Below are 20456 nucleotides of genomic sequence, written 5' to 3'. Positions count from 1 at the left end.
CGATATAGTAGAAGCCTTTTCTTGGATATGGGGGATAAGTGCGTTGGCTTTAGGACTTTATTTTTTGGTTGGAAGGAACTGTTGGGCAGTCGTTTGCTTTTCTGTCGGTGTGCCGATGTTTAGAACCAACTTGCGGTGGGCGAGGACTGGTTGCAGAAGGCAGTTGTTTGATGTATTGTTGGATATAAATTCTAAATAAATGAAGAGTATTTTATGTGGGGTAAGTTGGGTGGTATTCTTGATGTGGAATATGCCGATGGCAGCACAAGTGTCCACAAGCGGACGACCGGGAACGTGGAAAGAACAGTTGGAGTATGCCCTGAAACATCATGGGGGAAGAGGCTGTGAAAAGCCGTGATGGAAACGGAGTCGGCCTTTATCTGAAAGGGTACACTTACCGGGGGAAGATTGATTTGGAAAGAGAATTGGAGGAGGTGAAGTCGCGCCTGTTTTCGGACGTGGCCAACACGGTGTGCTATTATGACAACACCCGTTATGCCTACGATGTGGTGAGCGTGGGGCTGATGAGGTGCTTGTCAGGTGTGGTGGGGCAGACCGTTATGATTGATGCCATTCGCAACGATTGTGAAAAGGAGATGCATACGGGAATGGAAGTCATTGAGTTGGAATGGTGCAAGGAGGGTAACACCTACCGTTCGTGGGCTGTAGCGGAAAAAGAGGGCCGTATTGTGTTTGAGAATATAGGTTGCCTTATTGCAGACATGGAAAGTATGGAGCAATGCGACAGGGACAGCGCGGAATCGGAAAGAGAAAAAGTATTCGAGAAGTCCTGCACGTTGAGGAACTTGTTGGGGATGGAACTTTATTCATATCGCATGTATTGCCGCTCTTCCTTTGGCGAAGACGGGATTTTGAAGTCCGTCCAAATGCATGCCAAGCAGTCTTCCGTTTTCGGGTGGCATTGTTCGGCTGAGATCTATACGGAAGAAGGGGTAATAGACCAAGACGCTTACCATCTTTGTCATTGGAAGAATAAGGTCACTCCTCCTTGGGGCGGTGCCATGGGTGAAAGCGGAACGTTCACGCACAGGAAAGAATAGGGAAAAGTGCAAAGTTACAGCTTAAGTATATGTGTTAAAAAAACAAAAGCAAGAGGGCTTTTCTGCTGTTTTCTACCTAAAAAGTAGTATACTTGCACAAGTTATTGATATAAAAATGAATTTAAACCAATTTGAACGATGAAAAAGTATATTTGTACAGTTTGCCAGTGGGTTTACGATCCCGAGGTAGGAGACCCAGAATCAGGTATTGAGCCGGGAACGGCTTTTGAGAATATTCCCGAAGACTGGGTTTGTCCGGTTTGCGGTGTGGGCAAGGATGATTTCGAGCCTTACGAAGAATAAGATTTAAAAAAGGACAAAAAACGAAATTGCTTCCGGTTTGGATTCAAGCCGGAAGCAATTTCGTTTTTAAGACCTCCCATTGTTCCAAAGCGTTTTTGATGGTTTCGTCCATATTGAAGTAACGGTACAGTCCCAACCGTCCTCCGAATGTAATGTGGGGGCATTCCCGTTGCGCCAATGCGTGGTATTGCCGGTACAGCGTGTTGTTCTTTTCATCATTGACGGGGTAGAAAGGTTCCCGGTCTTTGTCCCATGTTTGTGGAAACTCGTGGGTGACGATGGAGACCGGTTGTGTGCCGAAGGCGAAATGCTTGTGTTCGATGCTTCGGGTATAGGGTATCCGGCTGTCCGTTTCGTTGATGACTGCGATGCCTTGTACGTTGGGTTGTTCGAATAAAACATGCTCGAAAGTCAGGCTTCTGTATTCCAGTGCCCCCAAGCGGTAGTCGAAAAACGCATCAATCGCTCCGGTATATAAGACATGTCCGGCTTTCTTCATCCAATAGTCCTTGTCGGCGAGAAAATCGGTATTCAACCGTACTTCCGTGCCCTCCAACATTTTGTCCACCCAAGGTGAGTAGCCTGCCATGGGAACTCCTTGATAAGGGTCGTTGAAATAATTGTTGTCGAAAGTGAAACGCAGGGGCAGGCGTTCGATGATGAATGGAGGGAGTTCCGTGGCTTTCCGTCCCCATTGTTTCTCGGTATATCCTTTAATCAGGGTTTCATACATCGTGCGGCCTACCATGGAGACGGCTTTTTCCTCCAGGTTCCGGGGATGGGGGTAAAGCCCTTGCTCTTGCCGTAACCGCAATGCGGCTTCTTCCGGAGTCTGGGTCCCGTACAATTGGTAGAAAGTGTGCATGTTGAACGGCAAGTTGTACATTTTGCCGCCATATCGTGCCAGAGGGCAATAACGGAAATGGTTGAACGGGGTAAATCGGCTGGCAAAGTCCCACACTTCCTGATGGCGTGTATGGAAGACGTGAGGCCCGTATGAATGTACATTGATACCCTCCCGTATTTCATCGCGGATATTTCCACCGGTGAAAGCCCGTTTTTCGATGACTAAGCAACGCCATCCGGCCTGATGTGCCAGATAAGCCGTGACGCAGCCGTATAAGCCGCTGCCCACTATGATAAGGTCATATTCTTTTTCCATGGAAATTATATGATTAGTCCTATACTTAATATACCTTGCAAGTTCAAGTCTTCCGTGGCATCGAAATCGGCAATCCTCCGGTCGATATAGTCGGCCAGTTCTTTTTCGCTGAATGTCCAAGCGATGCGTTGTCCGTAAAGCAAAGACCTCCATGCTTGCGCCGTGAGTTCTTCCGGTGAAAGGGCATACAAGGTATCAGGATAACTATCGGCAAAAACTGTTTTTACACCTGCATGGAGAAGGAAACGGTCGATGGATTCTTGGCAGAGGATGGAGAAAACACCACCCTTTTCTGTGTGGCGGTTGATGGAAGCCTTGAGGTTTTGGATCATGTCGCTTTGGGTTGTCCAATAATTCTTGTCTTTCTTATGACGTTCCAGAAGGTAAAAGTGGGGGAGGATGAAGTTTCCTTTCGTTTCGTCACCGAAATCAAAATTCCGGTTGAGTACAGGAACTATTCTCTTGTCCACGTCATGAAGTATCGCATCCATGTCCCCAAATGCCCATCCTTCATTTAAAATCCGGCAGATGGCCCATCCGGCAGCGGTCACTTTTTGAGATATTTTAGGAAGTTGGGATACACATCTCTCAAAACACCGTAATGCAAAATCACGGTAAATGTCTATATCTAATCGTTGGGAAACTTTGAACAGTAAAAGGGAAGCCTCTGCCTGTTCGGCACAAAATTCCGGTGTGTCTATAAACTGGTGGTTCACCATTACGGTGTTGGCTATCTGCCATAACATCTTTTCACGTATTTCCATTATCATATTATATGAGGGATTGAAAGAAGCGGATAAGTTTGGGCGTATGTGCATCCATTGTAAATTCCATCCGATGCTCCTGCATGTTTCTTGTTAGAATATCCATGAAATCCTTGTCGTGCAGTTGTGTTGCCAGTTCGGTGATGGAATCATACAAAATGCCTATTCCATATTGTTCCGACAGTTCTTTTGAAGCTACGATATGTTCTGTATTCCGCCGCAAAATCATGGGAAGACCGGCTGCGGCCAATGTGCCCACCCTTGCGGGGATATTCAGATCATCCCACATGGCACGGAACAAATCTCCCCTGTTCCGGCTGTGGCCGGCATGTAGCCAACCCGCATCATAACGGGAAAATTCTTCCACCCATTTTTCATTGGGGCAATAGGCATGCACATGGAAATATCCTTGTGCAACCCTGCCATACAAGTTATTGCCCGTGTTCTTCTGCCTGTAATAACTGGCCGAGTACAAATGCACATGGATGCGGTGTGCGGCCAATCTCCGCATGTCTTCCACGGAAATCCCGATCATCCGTCCGATAACCACCGTATGGATTTCCCCGTCCGAAGCCGAGATTTTAGGCGAAAACGGTCTCTCAAAATATTCTTTTTGGGGCATTTCCTGATCCAAAATCAGATAAGGTTTGCCTGTCGGCAGAAACAAATCATACCACTCTTTTGTCCGCCGGTTTGTGATAATGTTTCCGGCTGAAAGTTCATACAGTTCCATCAGTTTCGGCCAAGTCCCGAAACGCATGCAAAGTTGCGGCCCTTCTTTCAGATGCCATACGAAAGGCACGTGTACGCCTGCTTTCCGCAACTCCATCATGCTGTCATACACAAACTCCAAGGAAGAACAGCAGAAACACAGGTAAATCAAGTCCGGGCAAATGTCTCTGACCCTTTCCGTCCAATCTGCTCCATGGGGTATGGTTTCAATATGCCCGAAAGGGAACGGGCCTATGCTTTCATGAGCCATTGAAGGCACAGGATACCAATAGCCATACAGTTGGCATCCGGCTTCTTCCCAAGCACAAAAACGTTCCGGGTTGTAATTCAACGCCCCGATGATGAGTATCTTCATCAACGGTTTGCCGGGAATGGAACGTGCCACCGGTTTATACGTTTCCTTTTCGTCCAATAGCCGGTAACGGCTCATACGGATTCTTACCGGTTCTTTCACTTGGTAATAGTCCTTGTACTTATACAGGTTGCCTCCGAAATCTTCCTCGCAAATCTTATGCCTTTGCCAAGGATGGTTCGTCCATTTCGCGGTGATTCTCAGGGTTGGCATGAAGATACCCTGTCCGGCCAGTTTATGCCAGAACATGATAAAAAGATCCGCAGTCACCAGTTCTTGCCGTTCCGTCCACCGGTCGGCAGTCTTACGGTGGGCGGCCTGCGCCAACTGCAAAGAATGGCCAGGCATCATGGTCAGCGAATCTGTATTGTCCCTTGGGGCATAGGCATCCGTGTCATCGAAATTCACCCCTGAATAAGCCAGGACAACCCGTTCGTCGGACTCGAAAGCCTCTTTCAAGTCTTTCAGGTGGTCGGCATAAAAGAAATCATCCGACGGAAGATAAGCAATATGTCCGTACCGTGCTATGTCCAATCCTTTGTTCAGGGCATATCCCATCCCCCGATTATCCGGATAATGCAGGTATTTGATTCTTTCATCCTGTGGCAGGCCGCTGATGATTCTGTCCGTAGCGTCTGTTGAACCATCATTCACGATAATCAGTTCCCACTGCGGGTAGGATTGCCTTATCAGGCTCATGACCGCCCTGCGGATAAAATAAGCCTGGTTGTAAGTAGGCATGATAACCGAAAAACCATTCACCATAACGTATTTTTGTTTAAAGAGATTTTGGAAAATACCAGATGCCACAGTTTCACCTTATGGGTATAGACATAGCCGGACAGTTTGGAATTACCTCCAAAAGCCTTTTCCACGGCAGTCCGGACATCAGGTGTCATGCAGACCACATAATAATCCGGTTCTTCCATGACAGACTGTATGGTAAACGTCAGCTTCTTCCCCTCCATGGCATCTATGGTCAGGGAGCCTCCCTTGTCCAAGGAAAGATAAGTGTTTTTGACCACATAAGCCTTATATTCCCCTTTTTCCTTCAGGAGGTCGGCCGTTACTTTCTGGTTGATGTCCACCGTGTTCAACATCACGACAATGGCCACTAACATACATAACAATACGGTAGAAATGCCGTAGTGCAGTAAAAAAGCATGTATGGTGTTCCTCTCTTTCATGATTCGGCCAGTTCCAGTTGGTTTTTGACTAATTCCCAATAATACCCTTTCTTACTCACGAGTTCCTTGTGTGTGCCGGATTCCACCACGCAACCATGGCGCAGCACGATGATATGGTCGGCATTCTTCACGGTCGACAGGCGGTGTGCGATGACCAACAATGTACGCCCCCGGCATATACGGCCTATGTTTTCCGTAATGCGGTGTTCATTCTCCGCATCCAGCGAACTGGTAGCTTCATCCATCATCAGGTAAAGCGGATTCTTGTAAATAGCCCTCGCTATCATGATACGTTGTTTCTCTCCCCCGCTTACTCCTATGCCTTCGGCTCCTATATGAGTCTGCAAGCCCAAAGGAAGTCCTCCGATGTATTCGTCCAAGCAAGCCGCACGAATAGCCTCGTTCATCCGTTTCCTGTCGAATGCTTCCCCCATCGTGATATTGTTCTGTATCGTATCTGAAAAGATGAAGTTTTCCTGCATGACGATGCCCGAAGCCTTTCTGACAGATTCAGCCTTGTAATCCGCCAAATCATCTGTTCCGAGCCGTATATGCCCTTCCGTAGGTGTATAAAATTTCAAAAGCAGTTTCATGAGCGTGGTCTTTCCGCTCCCACTTTCTCCCACGATGGCCGTCATCTTTCCGGAAGGGATGGTAAAACTGATATTTTCCAAAGCGGCCTTTCCGATGCTGCCGGTATACCGGAACGTGACGTTTTCCAGACGGATGTCCAACGGAGGCCGGTCCGGCGTGAGTTCCTTCATGTCCTCCCGGTCTTCATTCTGGCACAAATAGACCTCTTCGGAACGTTCCAAACTGATTTTGGCATCTTGGTATTGTTGCAGGAACCCGATAAGCTGCGACAGCGGGCCGTTTACCTGTCCTATGATACTGGAAATGCTCATCATCATACCGAGCGTAAGGTTGCCCTGCACCACTTCGGCCGCAATCCAGAACGTGATGAAAATATTCCGTATTTGGCCAATGACCGTATACCCCGTGTTTTGTATTTGTCCCAACCGCAGACTTTTACGGCTCATACGGTATAGTTCCTCCTGCATCCCGTTCCATTCCCCTATCTTGTATTGCTCGTAAGTGTTGACTTTGATGTCCACAATGCCGTTCATCATTTCAAAAAGCTTGTTCTGGTTCCTCACTCCCACGCGGAACTGCTCATAATCAAGCGATTTGCGGAGCCTGAAAAAATAGCTCATCCAAGCCGTGCTCAATCCCGTAATGAGAAGGTAGGCCGTAAGAATGATGATATTGTAGTAGCCGATAATGACCAACAATACGGCACATGACACCAGTGAAAAAAGGGTTTGCATGGTGGCTTGCGTGGTAAATCCCTGTATTCTTCCGTGGTCGCCTATCCGCTGTTGGTAATCTCCCACGCTCTTGGTTTCAAAGAAAGTCATGGGAAGTTGCAGCAACTTGCATAGATAGTCGTGGAGCACGTTGATGTTGATGCGCGTCCCCATGTACAGGGTCACCCAGCTGCTGATCATCCCCATGGAGAAAGAACCGATAAACAGGGCTATCTGGGCAAACAAGAGGTTGCGGATGACATCCATGTCGCGCATGGCGATACCGCTGTCCACCATGGCCTGCGTAAGGAAAGGGGCTACCAATGAAAGCAGGATGCCACTCAGCATGCCGAAAGACAACTGCACCATTTCTTTCCTGAACGGCCATACATACTTCTTGATAAATTGCAGGAAACTGTGCTTCTCCTTGACAGATTTCTTTTCGTAAAATGCCGGGGTCGGTTCTGCCACCACGGCGATTCCCTTGTCTCCGTTCAACCAATATTTGGAAAATTCCTTTTCCGAGAAAGTATATTTCCCATACGCAGGGTTGGCCACGGCATACTTCCATGCGCCGTTCCATTTGCTTTGCCGCACATCGTACAACACCACGAAATGGTTCTGTTCCCAATGCAAGATGGCCGGTAAAGGGCAATCGGCCCGCAGTTGTTCCAACGTCATCTCAAAAGACGCAGACCTCATCCCGATATGTTCCAAGGCATCACGTATACCGGCCACGCTCACCCCTTCCCGGCTCAAATGCGCCAAGGAACGCAGATAGGATATGGGGTACTGGCGCCCGTGGGCGTCAGCCAGCATGCGGACACAAGCCGGGCCGCAATCCATTTGGTCGAACTGCCGGGTGAATTTCATCGTTTCATTGTTTTTGGATGAGGTCAAGCAAAGGCCACCAGTCAGCCTGTTCTTTTCCTGTGATTTTGGCCAATAACGCCAGTCCCAATCCGGCATAGCCGGAAAGCCCCAACGAACTGGTACGGTTCATTCTTTCTGCCACCTCTTCCGGACAAGAGAAAGTCCATGCGGCAGCAGTACAGGCCGTTTTTTCCTTGTTTAAGATATTCCATACCTTGCGGTCGGTTTCCGTGAGCCTCCCGTTCTTTTCCCGGTAATGGAAATAAGCTTGGAAAGAAGCCCTCCATTCCTCGTCTATTTCCTCCGTCCCCATGTTGCACAGGTAATTATAGGCGTAGTCGTTCACTTCGTCCAATGCCACGTCCAACAGGGAACAGTCCATGAATTGGTACAGGTATTCCATGCAGACGGCCATGCCCAGGAATCCCCACTCCTCAGAAGGCGTTTCCGTGTCCAAGTCCTCCTCCCACACCTCGGCAGTCTGTTCCAGATAAGCCGGAAGGTCGAAAGGCGAATGCCTCAGTTTCCCATATAAGTACAAGAATATCCATACGCCGATGGTGCCGTACCGGTATCCCCGTACCTTATATATGTCCCGTTTGGCATACAGGAAGGAATGGATTGTATCCAACAGGCTTTCCCACGTCTCTTTCGTCCCGTCGGCTATGAACGGGGCATGCAGGCAGATTTCGTCTACCAGACGAACAAACGGTTTTGATACCCCTTCCGGGTCCACTTTACGGGCAAAGAAGAAATCCCCCCGCAGAACCCGTGCAAAGTCACTTTCATCCAACACGGCAGGACGGTTGCCGTTCCGATGCTCCCAACAGATGTAACGCAGATGTTTGTTGACCACTGTGGAAGCGAACGGGGAATTCATCAGCAACGTCTGGGTAAACATCTCGTCGGGCAGGAGCGTGTCGGTATAAAGTTGTTCGATATAGTCTTCTTTCTCCAACAGATATGCCACGCATTCCCGGGTCAGGCTCCACCACGCCGGTCCTCCGTAAAGCGGAATGCCGGGTAAGGGGCGGCGTTTGTTGCTTTTCCGTTGCTCTTCCAATTCTGCAGCATAACGTTTATGTTCCTCTTGGTCTCTCAGGTTATATTTCTCCGTGCGGTGGAACAGCGTCATTTTCTGGAAACACTCCTCGTCGAAAGTTCCGCTTTCGGAATTGTACTTGCCGTATTCCATGAAGTTTTCCCCTTTGTGTATTTGGAAAAAATGTTTGAAGCAGGCTGCATTGCGCGTCAGCATGTCCGCATCACTGATAAGGTGGAAATACTCCACATCTCCGTGTTTCATCGCCTCCCGGCAGAGCAATAGCGTTACCCGTACCAATCCGTAGCTTCCCCAGTTCACCGGATAGTCTTTCCCCAAGAATTTCACGCGGGGATGCCCGGCCAGCATGGCTTGGTCGGTCTCCGTAAGTTCCGCCCTCTTGTCCCAATGGATGAAGACCAGAAAGTCGTCATCGAAATTATCTATGCAGCGTTTGATGAAATCCGCCTGATGGTAAGCGATAATCAGAATGGCATGTTTCATATTCGTCAGTTTTTCTTTTTCGGTTCTCGGTTCAGTTTATACATCACGTGGAACATGAAGTAGCGTGGCATGACATTGTAGTAGGTTTCTGTCTGCCCCTGTGCATTGACGTTATAACGCACATTAGACAGTTGTTTGAACAAGTCGAAGCCGTCTATCATGAATACCAGATTGCCACGCAGGACAGATTTGCTCAGGTGCATGTTACACACTAACTCATCTGTATTCAACAAGTTGCTTTCATACCCTCTCCGGCTGTACATCATCAAGTCTGCACTGACTTCAAGATTCCAAGGCAAAGGGGCTTTTCCCGTAATGCCATAGCTGTAATTATAGCTTTCGATGGTACGTATGTTCGCTCCTTTCGCCCTTGACCAGTTGAAGTTTCCTCTCAACCCGGCAAAGTATCCGTTTTTGCGGAACTCACAATTCAGGCTTTCTCCCAACGTGGTATTGTTGACCGTGTTACGGATGCTGTGTTCCGCATCATCCAGATTCAGGAAATCCACACTATGGTTGTAGCCCCAGTTGGTGTAAGTCACTAAGGTGAAGAGCTTTTCCTTGTCTAATGCCGTGGTGGTACTGAACGTACCCCCGATGTTCCAGTTCCCGTTGACGTTTTCTGGCCGGTAAGTCCGGATTCCTGTCATCCGGTCGTAGGTGAGTGATTGCGCAAGGGCATTGAGTCTCAAATTATAGTACAGGGCAGTATAGAAGAACCTTTGCTTTTTCCAGTCCCCCCAATTGTAAGATGTGTAGAGATTGTGGTTATGCGCGTTTTTCAACCCCGGATTAGTCAGGCGGACTACCAAGGGTGTGGCATCATCCCGATAGTTTATGTTGTAAGACAAATCCGGTGCGGAATGGGTAAGCCGGTAGTTCAAGATGAAAAATATGTCCCGGTTTTCTGCTTTCGGATAGTATTTTAACTTCAAATCCGGTTCAAAGAAATTCAGATGCCTCCGTAGCAGGGTGTCCGTCCGTTCCCGTTGGTAATCTAACTTCTCGGTAGCCATGCGCATGGGAAATCTCACATACAGCCATAGTTTTTCATTGTTGTTTTCTAAAATGGAGTATTGCAGGTTCACGAATGCATTGTGTGCCCAAGTCCTACGGGTGGAGTAAAAGCTGTTTTGCAGGTCAATGTATTGGGTCAAGCCGTCTTTCATGGACGAAAGTTGGTCTACATCGTATTCCCACATTCCGTTTGCGTCCAAGGTATAAAAAGGACGTGATGTATTTTGATAAGCGTAGTCTATCATATATCCCGGTGTAATCCGCCACACCATGTTCTTGTTGGCCAGCTCCAGTGAATATTCGCCCAACAAGTCGTAATAGGCATTCTTGTAATGGTTTTCCCCGTATTGGGCGGTACGTTGGTTGCCTGTATGGCTACCGTGGTTCCAATAAGAGGCATCATACCGTTGGAGATCCCTGTTCCGGTTTTTATTGTAATTGTAATTCCCTCTTATGGTGAACCTGTCATTCCCGGTCACTCCTTTGGTGGAAAGTTCTATGCTGCTCCCTGTGCTGAATTGGTATGCCTTTGATTCCTGGCTGTTCATCAGGCGGTTTACCAAAATGCGGGTGTAAACCTCCGAAGCATTGGGGGCAAAGAGGCTGTCCAAGGCTTCTCCCTTGTAATGTTCGTATATGTTTTCCGTGAAGTCTGCACTTCGGGTCAATGCGTTTCCTTGGTTGTTTTGGTATCTTGCGTAAGGGTTGATCCTGAAGAACAAACCTTTCTTAGGAGTGAGTTGTAAGTCGATATAGGGATTTATATACCATTGCCTGTTCCTAAAGGAATTCGATGTACGGTTATAAATATCCCCATTGGAAAAGAATGTAGTGGAGAGGCGTTGCATGTCTTTTTCTTCCTTCTGATGGTAGGCGGTGAGCGTGCCGGTCAGCTTATACTGTCCTTCTTTGTCTTTTACTAACAAGTCCATGCCACCGGACTGGCGGTCGGTAGTGCCTTCAGGGACGCTTCCTCCATTCCAATTCCCGTATGTATCAGAAGTACGCATGTCGTTGATGTTATTAAAGTTTCCATATAGGGACAAACGGGTTTGGGGAGAAAAACGCAAACCGAAGAAACGTGCCCCATACCGGTCGTCCGTGCCATATCCCGCGTCAGCGTTGGCTATCCAACCGATGCTGTATTGTTTTTTCAGGTTCACGTCCATTACCAAAGGCTCCTCACCCATTTTTTTTATACCTAAAGCCCTGTCACGGTCGTTTTGCCGTTCATACACCTTTACCTTGTCCACCATATAGGCCGGCAGGTTGTCCAAGGCTATTTTAGGATTACCCTTGAAAAAGTCCTCCCCGTTGAGCATCAGGCTGCTCACGAAACGTCCGTTTACGGTGATTTGCCCGTTTTCCAATCGCACACCGGGCAGTTGACGTACCAATTCGTCCAACATGGAGCCTTGTGCCAATTGGAAAGCCGCTGCATTGTATACCATGGTATCGCCTTTCATGACCATTTTCACTAAAGTGGCTTTCACTTCCACTTCTTTTAGTTTGCGAGTCATTTCTTTGGTCATTAGTATGTCTTTGTCTAAGAATACGCGGGTCTGCCGTAAACGGCTATATTTTAATTTGACCGGGGTGTCTATGGTGGTGTAGCCTTCTTTTTCACAGCGTAAAATATACGTTCCGCTTCCGGGTATGTCGGTTACAGTGAAATTGGGACTTCCCGGAGTGCTTCCAACAGATACATCTTTTACGATTTCCACGCTGTCTGGGGTCATTAAGGTTAAGTGGACATCGCGAATGGATTCTCTTGTAAAGGCATCACGTACAGCCCCCCATAGCTGGTATGGGGTTTGCTGTGCGGAAACCGTGGAGCTGCATAAGGCAAATAGAAAAGCAATCCTATATTTTTTCATAAATTATTTCTTTTTCGGTTCGCGGTTGAATTTATATACCACCCTTAACATGGCATATCTTTGGACCACATTATAATACGTCTCGGTTTGTCCTTGGGCGTTGATGTTGTAACGTATGTTGGACAATTGGTTGAAGATGTCGAAACCGTCCAGCATGAACACCAGCTTGCCTTTAAGTACGGATTTGCTTAAATGGAGGTTGCACAAGAACTCATCCGTGTTCAGTTGGTTGGTTTCAAGTCCACGCCTGCTGTACATCATCAGGTCTCCGCTAAGTCCGAAACCGGCAGGAAGTTCCCAGTTCCCGTTCAACCCGTAGCTGTAATCAAACGTGTTGATGGTGGAAATATTCTTCCCCTTGGCATTCGTCCAATAGAAGTTCCCCCTCAACCCGAGAAACAGCTTGTCTTTCCGGAAGTCCAAACGCAAGGATTCCTTTACGGTCGCCTTGTATACAATATTGCGTATGCTGCTTTGATTGTTCAGGCTGAGGTAATCCACATTGTGGCTATATGTCCAGTCTGTAAAATTGGAAAAATAGAACCATCTTTTTTTGTCAATCGGTGCCACAGTGTTGAATCCACCATAGTAATACCAGTTCCCGTTCACGGTTTCCGGCCTATAAGTGCGTATACCGGTCGCAGCATCGTAGGTCATAGACTGGCATAGGGAATTCATCCGGTAGGTATAATTTGAATAGAAAAAGACCCGGAGTTGTTTTTCCGGTATGCCCCAATTGTAGTCAAACCCCACGAAATGGCTGTGGCTGTCGGGCAGGTTGGGATTCGTCATCCATACTTCCAACGGATTGGAAGTATCCATGTAATTTATTTTATAGGTCAGATTCTGCGCCCATGAATTATACCTGTAATCAAATTTTAGTTGATTGTATTGCCGGTTGTTTTCGTCCGGGTAATAAATCATGAACAACCTTGGATTGAAAAAAGCGGTTCTGCGGTTCATTGCCGTGTCCACGACATTCCGCCGGTAATCCAGGTTTTCTTGCACGATATTGACCGGTAGCTCTGCCTGCACCCATAATTTATCTTCATTTTTGTGGTCTTTCCATGCATAATAAACCACGAGCTTCGGGATATGAGTGTAAGTCTCGTTTTTAGAAAAGAAACTGTTGGTCCAATCCATGTATTGCGTCAGGCTCCCCCTTAAAGAAGACAACTGGTCCACCTCATGCGCCCATAATGTCGAGTCCGTAATATCATAAAACGGACGTTCGGAATTCCTGTGATTATATATAAAACTATATTCAAAAGGAATATTCAGGTAATGGCGTTCAAAACTGGAAAGCAAACTGTAAGTCGCCCTGTAATTGAAACTGGAATTCCGGTAATTATCCATGTAATATTTGGTTTTCCGTTCATTGCCGGTATTGTTTCCCTTATTCCAGTACGACATCTCATATCGGTATTTGTTGGCATAGTCATAATCCATATATTGGTATCCGCCAGAAACTTCAAGGAAATCCCTATTGAACTTTTTAGGCCTGAAAGCCAAATAGAAATTTGCTCCACCTGATAGAAAGGATTTTTTTTCGTCTTCCCAACTCCGAAGCTTATTGATTAGGTTTTTCGTATATTCGCGTGAAGCCGTTGGAGAGAAAAGGCTGTCCAAGGCTTCTCCTTTATATCTTTCGCTGATGTTTGCTTCCATGTCCGCACTTCTTGTCCAACTGTCATATTCTTCTTTACTATAGTTTACGTAAGGACTGACTGTAAAGTAGAAACCATACCGGGGAATATACTGGAAAGAGTTGTTGAATTTAACATACCATTTTTCCTGTTGCGTATTCCATTCTTTACGCTGATACACGTTTCCGGATTGAAAGAACGTAGTGGAGTTTTGGTTCATGTCAATATCCTCTTTGTTGTGTACAACGCTTAAACTATGTGTCGTCTTGATTTTTTTCTCTTTGTCCTGCAATAAAAGGTCTATTCCTCCGCTATGCCGGTCGATGGTACCCACCGGATTCACATTGGAGTTCCAATTGCCGTTACCGTCCGGACTGCTCAAATCCGTAATGTTGTTGAGATTCCCGTATACGGTCAGTCTTGTACGGGGCGAAAAGCGAAGTCCGAACAGTTTGGCGCTATATCGGTCTTCTATGCCTCCTCCGGCATCCACATTGGCCATCCATCCCACACTATATTGTTTTTTCAAGTTGACATCCATGACCAACGGTTGTTCCCCTCTTTTTTCCAACCCCATGGCTTTGTCCCTGTCGCTTTGTTTCTCATAGACTTTAATCTGGTTTACCGTATAAGCCGGCAGGTTTTGCAAAGCAATGGAAGGATCTCCCTTAAAAAAATCCTCCCCATTCAAAAGCAAACTGCTGACAAATCTGCCGTTCACATAAATCTGTCCGTTGCCACGAAGCTCCACTCCGGGCAACCGGGCCACCAATTGATCCAACATGGAACCTTCAGCCAGTTGGAAAGCATCCGCATTAAATACCACCGTGTCTTTTTTCATCACCATTTTGACCAATGTGGCGGTCACTTTAACTTCTTTCAGTTTGCGTACCATTTCCCTGTGCATCGGGATGGCATCTAAAATAACAGTAGGTCTTCGTGATTTATGATATTTTAAGGTCACGTTCTTATATATGGAGGTATATCCTTTTTTTTCAAGGTGTAGTATATAATTTCCCGAACCCGGTACATTTCCTATTTGGTAATTGTTGTTGGTGATGCCATTGTCGAAAGAAGTTACCGTTCCGATACAAACGCTGTCTTGGCTTAACAGAGAAACTTTCACTCCCGACAAGATACCATGCGTATTTGCATCCAAAACTTGTCCCCATACATCAAACCGTGTCGGTTTGTTTTGAGCCACGGCAGCGGATAAAACGGCATAGAATATAAATAGGAAGGTAATCCAACGTTTCATTTTTCTTAGATTTTAGAATAGGAATGGAACTATGTCCACTCCTATTAAGTTTTTAACATACTGTTAGAAGAATCCCATCATGCCAAAAGCATTTGGTTGTGAAGGTGCTGATGTGGTTGTTCCGCTATTGGGGCAACTGGAATTTGACGGACAAGTAGAATTATTCGTACACGAGCAATTGGGACAGTTACTGTTGTTGTCACAGCTACTGTTTGTGGTACAAGTGCTGTTGGTGGGACAGGAGCCGTTAGTCTCACAAGTGCAATTTCCACAATTGCCATTGGCATCCAACACCCCAAATCCTCCACGCAGTTTACCTTCTTTACTCTCTCCAAGCGGCCTGAAATCACCCTCTAAGAGCGTTTTCAGAGATTTCTTTCTCTCTTTCATGACGTTGATTTTAATTAGACATAATGTTCCATTAGGAACTTTCATTTTTACGATTCATTTTACAAAAGGGCATTCTTCGCAATTCCCATTGACGGGGCATATGCCGTTTACCGGTGGACAATTACAATCGCCACAATTCCCATTTGGATTTACTTCTCCGAATCCACCTTGTAGTTTTCCCTCTTTGCTGATTTCAAGGGGGCTAAATCCACTTTTTAAAAGTGTTTTTAGCAGTTTCTTCTTTTCTTCCATAACGCACTGCTTTAAATGGTTACACAAAACGTTCCAATAGGAACTCTACTCTATCCCTAACTATTTTTACTTTGTTAAGTTCTGTATAATGCTTGATGCATCCATTGACACCCTGCTGTTCTAATTTCCCTTGACTGCATCCTCCGTGACACAGGGGATAAATCCGGCAAGCTATACAAGCAGCATTACCATATTTGATTCTTTCTCGTACCGCCCTTTTTTCATTCCATTCCAAATCACCGTCAGATGTCAAGACCCCTTCCCTGTTTTCTTTTGTAAAGTCGCGCGCTGAGCACTTGTATAAATCTCCATTATAGTTAACAATAAAATGGTTTGCATGGTCTCCATAGCAACGAGATGGACTCACTGCTCTTACCTCATTGACATAAAACCCTTCTTTCATAAAAAGTTCCCGGATTTTCTTGAATTCAACCTGCATGTCAACATCGGTTCGCGGTGTGTCTTGCCAGACTTGTTGCAAATCAATCCGTATTTTCGATTTCTCTTCAGTTGACCAGTTTTTTAGGTCAGCTAAAACATCAACAAATGTTCGCACGTTATTTCCTGTACAATTGAAACGCAACGTAATTTGCACATCTTTGTTTACTGCCATGCGCATATTGGAAAGGATTCTTGCGTACGTTCCCTCCCCTGATGCTAAATGCCGGGTCTTATTATGTATTTCTTCATTTCCATCCAAAGTGATTTGTACAGTCATAGGCTGAGCCAAATGCAAAGAGTGAACCTTATTTACAATCTCCTCTGAAAGCAGATAAGAGTTACTAACAAAAGAAACTGCGAACTGTTTATTTTCAGCGTGACACATTTTATCTATTTGAATGAGTAGCGGAAAAACCGTCTTTTCAAAGTTCAATAAAGGTTCACCTCCAAAAAATGATATATGTACACTTTTTAGTTTGGGGGTTGTGATTCTCTTATGAATTAATTTGAGTATGGATGACACCGTTTCCGATGTCAAATCTGTATTTGCACGATGCTTTTCGTAGCAATACCAACAACGCACATTACAATCCAAAGTGGAATTGACCATAAGGCTTAAACAGTCTTCCCTTCCCTCTTCTTCCTTCCACTTCTTGATGACTTCTTCGGCTTCGTTCACTTCATTGTCCACAATGAACTGTTCCCGAAGCAGGTAGTCGTAAAATTCAGGATGGATGTCTTGGATGTGGTCTACATCACCGGATTCCAACCATTCTCTCAACCGGTCTTCCAACACGGCCATCTTTTCCGTCCAACAATTGTACAAAACGTAATCAGAACCTCTCTTGATGACAAAAGAATACTTACTCAACTTCATGGCATATATTTTTAAAGTGAATTAAATTCAACGCATAACCGGCTACGCCCGACAGGCCGTCTGTCCAAAATGCTTCGTCCTTGGGAAGGAAATCGGGCACATCCGTAATATCACTGACGAGCAACGGGAGGGTAGCCCAATCGTCTTGCTCTAACAAGGCGGCCAACATCAGCACGGACACCCAACGGGCGTCCGGCTTTTCCGGACGGACTGCCAAGGCCGCTTTCGCGGCTTCCACCGTTTCGTGGATATAGGTCTCCGGAAATGTGACGGGAACGTGCATCCTCTTTTGATGGCCTATCCGGGCGGTGAGATAAAGCAACAGGCCGCCCAAACCGGTTTCGAGGGACAAATCCGTAAGGCGCAGGGGAGACAGCGACAAGGCACGGCGGTCAGCCTCTGCCAATTCCTCTTCTACTTCCTCATACGTCACATACCCTTGTTCCCACAGGTAGATGAAAGCCCAACCGATACCGAATATCCCGTTTCGGAAAGTCAACGGCAGTTCTCCCTTGGGGATTTCTTCGCATACTCGGTTGAAACACTCCGTGGCTTCGTCTTCATAACGTGTTTCGCCGGAATAGCGGAAGTAAGTCCAAAACAGCAGGACGTATCCCGTCAGTCCGTCCATCAGCCCATAGGTGGATACTTGCCTGCAACGGGTTAGGCACGCTGATACGATATGCGCCAAGGAGGTGGACTTCCGGTCGATTTCTTTCTCCATCTCCCGGCTGACCTGCCGGTTGATGCCCATTACGAAAGGCCAGTCATGTCCTTGGAAGGTACGGAAAAAGGATTTCAGTCCTTCGTTGCGTGCCTTGTACCATTCCATCCATTTCAGGGCTTTTCCGTAGGCATCCCCGTTCCGCAACCAGGCCAACGCGAATGTCTTGCACTTCAATGAGGTGGGGAAGAGCACCTCGGCCACAAACAAATAATTGTACAGGATTTGCGATGGATAGACGGTGTAGGAGAACCGGTCTTTATAGATATGGCCGATTTCCACTTCCGGCACAAGGCGGCAGCCTCCGCCCTCCAACCACGCCTTCAGGCTTACATAGAGTTCCTCGCAGCCGTAATGTACCAATCCTTGGAAACCTTTCAGCTTGTCCCAATAGGTTTTGCTCCCGGCATATCCTGCACCGAGAATACAAGGAATCCGGTTGTCCGTAAGATGAAGGGCCTTCTCGCGGCAAAGCCATGAAACGGAAGGGATGGTCTCGCCTCCGTGGAAAGACAGGTATGCCCCAAAAGTGCGGATGTCCGTCGTGTCTTTTATCCGGCCCTCTCCCTTTTGCAGGACGCGGGTCTGGCAGCAAAGCAAACGATGGTCGTTTTCCTGCAAAAGGCGTAACAGAATCCGGTGCCAGCCGGAGATGTAGAAACGCATGTGGGCATCCAACAGGAGGAAGTAAGGGCTACGTGCGCTGCGGATGCCTTTTTCCTTGGCTGCGGCCGCCCCGATGCGGATGGAGTTACGGATGTAATGCGCCCCGTATTGCCGGGCGCAGGCGACATAGTCCCATCCATCATCGGAACAGTCGTCCACGAGAATGACCTCCACTTCGTCCCCGACGGTCTGCCGGATGCTCTCCAAAGTGTTCCCCACCTCTTCCCTTTCATTATAAAAAGGTATGACCACGGTAAGCGGGAGATTGCTGAGGGGAATTTCCACCTCTTCGAGTGCTACGGCTTGTTCCTTTTCGGCCCATAACCGGCCGTATTTGTCCTTCAAGGCCATGGCGTGGGCTGCTTGGATTTCCTTATACTTACAACTGATTTGTTCAGGATTGAAACGGTAGTGTACCACAATCTTGTCCAGATTGCGGATACGCAATCCGCCCAACAGGGCATCCAACCACAGGTTGTAGTCTTCGGCGTAAATGCCTTCGCTACGGTAGGACAGGTGGTGCGACACCCAACTTGACCTGCGGATGAAAGACGTGGGATTGGCTACATAGCATTGTTCTAGCATTTGAGGCATGGTGATGTCCGTGCCCGCAGGCAGGATGCAATCGTACTCCCCGGCATTGAAACAGTGCATGTGCCCGCCCAAGATGTCGGTTTCGGGGTGCGCTTCCATATATTCGTATTGAGCCTGTAAACGGTCGCTGACCATTATGTCGTCCGCATCCATACGGGCAATGTATTTGCCGAGTGCATTGTTGTACAGAAGGTTCAGGGAGGCAATATAGTCGTGCCGGTGACGAATGAGCCGGATTCTTCTGTCCGGATAAGAACGGATAATATCCACAGTATCATCTGTGGAGCCATCGTCCACAATCAGCAGTTCATAATCGGAGAATGTCTGGGACAGGATGCTGTCCAAGCATTCACGCAAGAACGGTGACGCATTGTAAGTCACCATGCAGACGGATATGGAAGGGACGTGCTTGTTCATGGTCGGGAGATATTTTGTGATGGGCTTTCGGCCAAAAGGTTACGATAGTAGGCGATGGTCTGTTGCAATCCCTCACGGAGGGATATCCGGGGGTGCCAGTCCAATGCCTGCCGTGCCAATGTGATGTCCGGATTGCGCCGTTTCGGGTCGTCGGCAGGAAGAGGACGGAATACCATTCGTGACCGGCTTCCTGTCAGTTCAAGAATTCGTTCGGCAAATTCCAGGATAGTATGTTCTTCCGGATTGCCGAGATTGACCGGTCCGGTAAAGCTGTCCGGGGTGGACATTATACGTTCCATGCCCTGAATCAGGTCGTCCACGTATTGAAAACTCCGGGTTTGCATGCCGTTGCCGTAGATGGTGAGGTCTTTGCCTTGCAAGGCTTGCAGGATGAAGTTGGAAACCACACGTCCGTCGTCACAGGCCATGCGCGGCCCGTAGGTGTTGAAGATGCGGATGATTTTCACCGCTACGCCATATCTCCGGTGATAGTCCATGCAAAGGCTTTCGGCACAGCGTTTGCCCACGTCATAGCAGGAACGGATGCCGTTCGGGTTGACATGTCCCCAATAACTTTCGGGCTGTGGGTGGACTTCCGGGTCGCCGTAGACTTCACTGGTAGAGGCTTGGAGGAACCGGCAATGGTTTTCGCGTGCCAGTTCCAACAGGTTGAGCGTGCCGATGACCGAAGTCTTGGTGGTTTCAATGGGGGAGTCCTGATAGTGTATGGGAGAAGCCGGGCAAGCCAGATTATAGATTTCATCGATACCTTTTATCATATAGGGCATGGTGATGTCGTGTTCCACTAATTTGAAGTATGGGTGGTTCGTTAAGGCTGACACGTTTTTGGGATGTCCCGTCCGGAAGTTGTCCAGACAGATGACCCTATCACCTTTATGTAGCAGGTATTCGCAAAGATGGGAACCTATGAATCCGGCTCCTCCGGCTATGATGACGTGTTTCATGATACCTCCGTTTTGGTTAGTCCAAATGTAGGAATAAAAACAAGG

At 47.3% G+C, this 20456-nt stretch carries 15 protein-coding genes; 4 read left to right on the top strand and 11 right to left on the bottom strand.

Translation table 11 applies throughout. From position 1 onward, the window contains the following. The first annotated feature begins 199 nt into the window (after window positions 1-199). The 3 genes from HMPREF9442_RS16765 to rd all read left to right on the top strand — a co-directional run bounded on the left by HMPREF9442_RS16765 (window position 200) and on the right by rd (window position 1364). Complete coding sequence (locus HMPREF9442_RS16765; RefSeq protein WP_008627818.1) at window positions 200-358, top strand: hypothetical protein; 159 nt, start codon at window positions 200-202, stop codon at window positions 356-358. Next, window positions 330-1061, top strand: coding sequence for a hypothetical protein (locus tag HMPREF9442_RS09125; protein WP_008627817.1), 732 nt, complete (start codon window positions 330-332; stop codon window positions 1059-1061). The genes HMPREF9442_RS16765 and HMPREF9442_RS09125 overlap by 29 nt, the downstream gene beginning before the upstream one ends. Before the next feature lie 138 nt (window positions 1062-1199). Continuing rightward, the gene (rd, locus tag HMPREF9442_RS09120; protein WP_008627816.1) at window positions 1200-1364 is read left to right on the top strand and encodes a rubredoxin; all 165 of its coding nucleotides are present in this window, start codon (window positions 1200-1202) and stop codon (window positions 1362-1364) included. Window positions 1365-1407: 43 nt separating this feature from the next. Here rd and glf read toward each other — a convergent pair whose 3' ends face one another. From glf to HMPREF9442_RS09080, 8 genes are read right to left on the bottom strand one after another with little or no spacing between them, the layout of a single operon-like run. After that, entirely contained in the window at window positions 1408-2526 is a 1119-nt protein-coding gene (gene glf, locus HMPREF9442_RS09115; RefSeq protein ID WP_008627815.1) for a UDP-galactopyranose mutase, read from the bottom strand. A 5-nt stretch (window positions 2527-2531) separates the two neighbouring features. Further along, entirely contained in the window at window positions 2532-3296 is a 765-nt protein-coding gene (locus tag HMPREF9442_RS09110; protein ID WP_008627814.1) for a hypothetical protein, read from the bottom strand. Between the two features lies 1 nt (window position 3297). Next, window positions 3298-5139: a glycosyltransferase family 2 protein gene (locus HMPREF9442_RS09105; protein WP_008627813.1), complete on the bottom strand. Its 1842-nt coding sequence runs from the start codon at window positions 5137-5139 to the stop codon at window positions 3298-3300. Beyond that, the gene (locus HMPREF9442_RS09100; protein WP_008627812.1) at window positions 5133-5561 is read right to left on the bottom strand and encodes a hypothetical protein; all 429 of its coding nucleotides are present in this window, start codon (window positions 5559-5561) and stop codon (window positions 5133-5135) included. Before HMPREF9442_RS09100 ends, HMPREF9442_RS09105 begins: the two co-directional genes overlap by 7 nt. Continuing rightward, a complete protein-coding gene (locus HMPREF9442_RS09095) occupies window positions 5558-7741 on the bottom strand; it encodes a peptidase domain-containing ABC transporter (protein ID WP_008627806.1) in 2184 nt (727 codons plus the stop codon). The genes HMPREF9442_RS09100 and HMPREF9442_RS09095 overlap by 4 nt, the downstream gene beginning before the upstream one ends. Before the next feature lie 4 nt (window positions 7742-7745). After that, window positions 7746-9287 (bottom strand): glycosyl transferase family 14, encoded by a 1542-nt coding sequence (locus HMPREF9442_RS09090; protein ID WP_008627804.1) that lies wholly within the window; start codon window positions 9285-9287, stop codon window positions 7746-7748. A 5-nt stretch (window positions 9288-9292) separates the two neighbouring features. After that, window positions 9293-12181: a porin family protein gene (locus tag HMPREF9442_RS09085; RefSeq protein ID WP_008627803.1), complete on the bottom strand. Its 2889-nt coding sequence runs from the start codon at window positions 12179-12181 to the stop codon at window positions 9293-9295. A 3-nt stretch (window positions 12182-12184) separates the two neighbouring features. Beyond that, window positions 12185-15085, bottom strand: a complete 2901-nt coding sequence (locus HMPREF9442_RS09080; protein WP_008627801.1) for a porin family protein — start codon at window positions 15083-15085, stop codon at window positions 12185-12187. Between the two features lie 79 nt (window positions 15086-15164). Between HMPREF9442_RS09080 and HMPREF9442_RS16240 the strand changes: the two genes are divergently transcribed. Further along, window positions 15165-15767 (top strand): hypothetical protein, encoded by a 603-nt coding sequence (locus HMPREF9442_RS16240; RefSeq protein WP_147639901.1) that lies wholly within the window; start codon window positions 15165-15167, stop codon window positions 15765-15767. On the opposite strand, the gene HMPREF9442_RS09075 is transcribed toward HMPREF9442_RS16240, so the two are convergent. From HMPREF9442_RS09075 to HMPREF9442_RS09065, 3 genes are read right to left on the bottom strand one after another with little or no spacing between them, the layout of a single operon-like run. Continuing rightward, the gene (locus tag HMPREF9442_RS09075; RefSeq protein WP_008627798.1) at window positions 15747-17045 is read right to left on the bottom strand and encodes a radical SAM/SPASM domain-containing protein; all 1299 of its coding nucleotides are present in this window, start codon (window positions 17043-17045) and stop codon (window positions 15747-15749) included. The genes HMPREF9442_RS16240 and HMPREF9442_RS09075 overlap by 21 nt on opposite strands. Beyond that, window positions 17032-19446: a glycosyltransferase family 2 protein gene (locus tag HMPREF9442_RS15375; protein WP_050795511.1), complete on the bottom strand. Its 2415-nt coding sequence runs from the start codon at window positions 19444-19446 to the stop codon at window positions 17032-17034. Before HMPREF9442_RS15375 ends, HMPREF9442_RS09075 begins: the two co-directional genes overlap by 14 nt. Continuing rightward, on the bottom strand, window positions 19443-20411 hold the full coding sequence (locus HMPREF9442_RS09065; protein ID WP_040602909.1) for a UDP-glucuronic acid decarboxylase family protein: 969 nt from the start codon (window positions 20409-20411) through the stop codon (window positions 19443-19445). The genes HMPREF9442_RS15375 and HMPREF9442_RS09065 overlap by 4 nt, the downstream gene beginning before the upstream one ends. Between the last annotated feature and the right edge of the window lie 45 nt (window positions 20412-20456).

Origin of the sequence: Paraprevotella xylaniphila YIT 11841 (assembly GCF_000205165.1) — a bacterium.
Classification (GTDB): domain Bacteria; phylum Bacteroidota; class Bacteroidia; order Bacteroidales; family Bacteroidaceae; genus Paraprevotella; species Paraprevotella xylaniphila.
The sequence above is the reverse complement of the archived record's forward strand: the minus strand, read 5'-3'. Positions and strand labels throughout refer to the sequence as shown.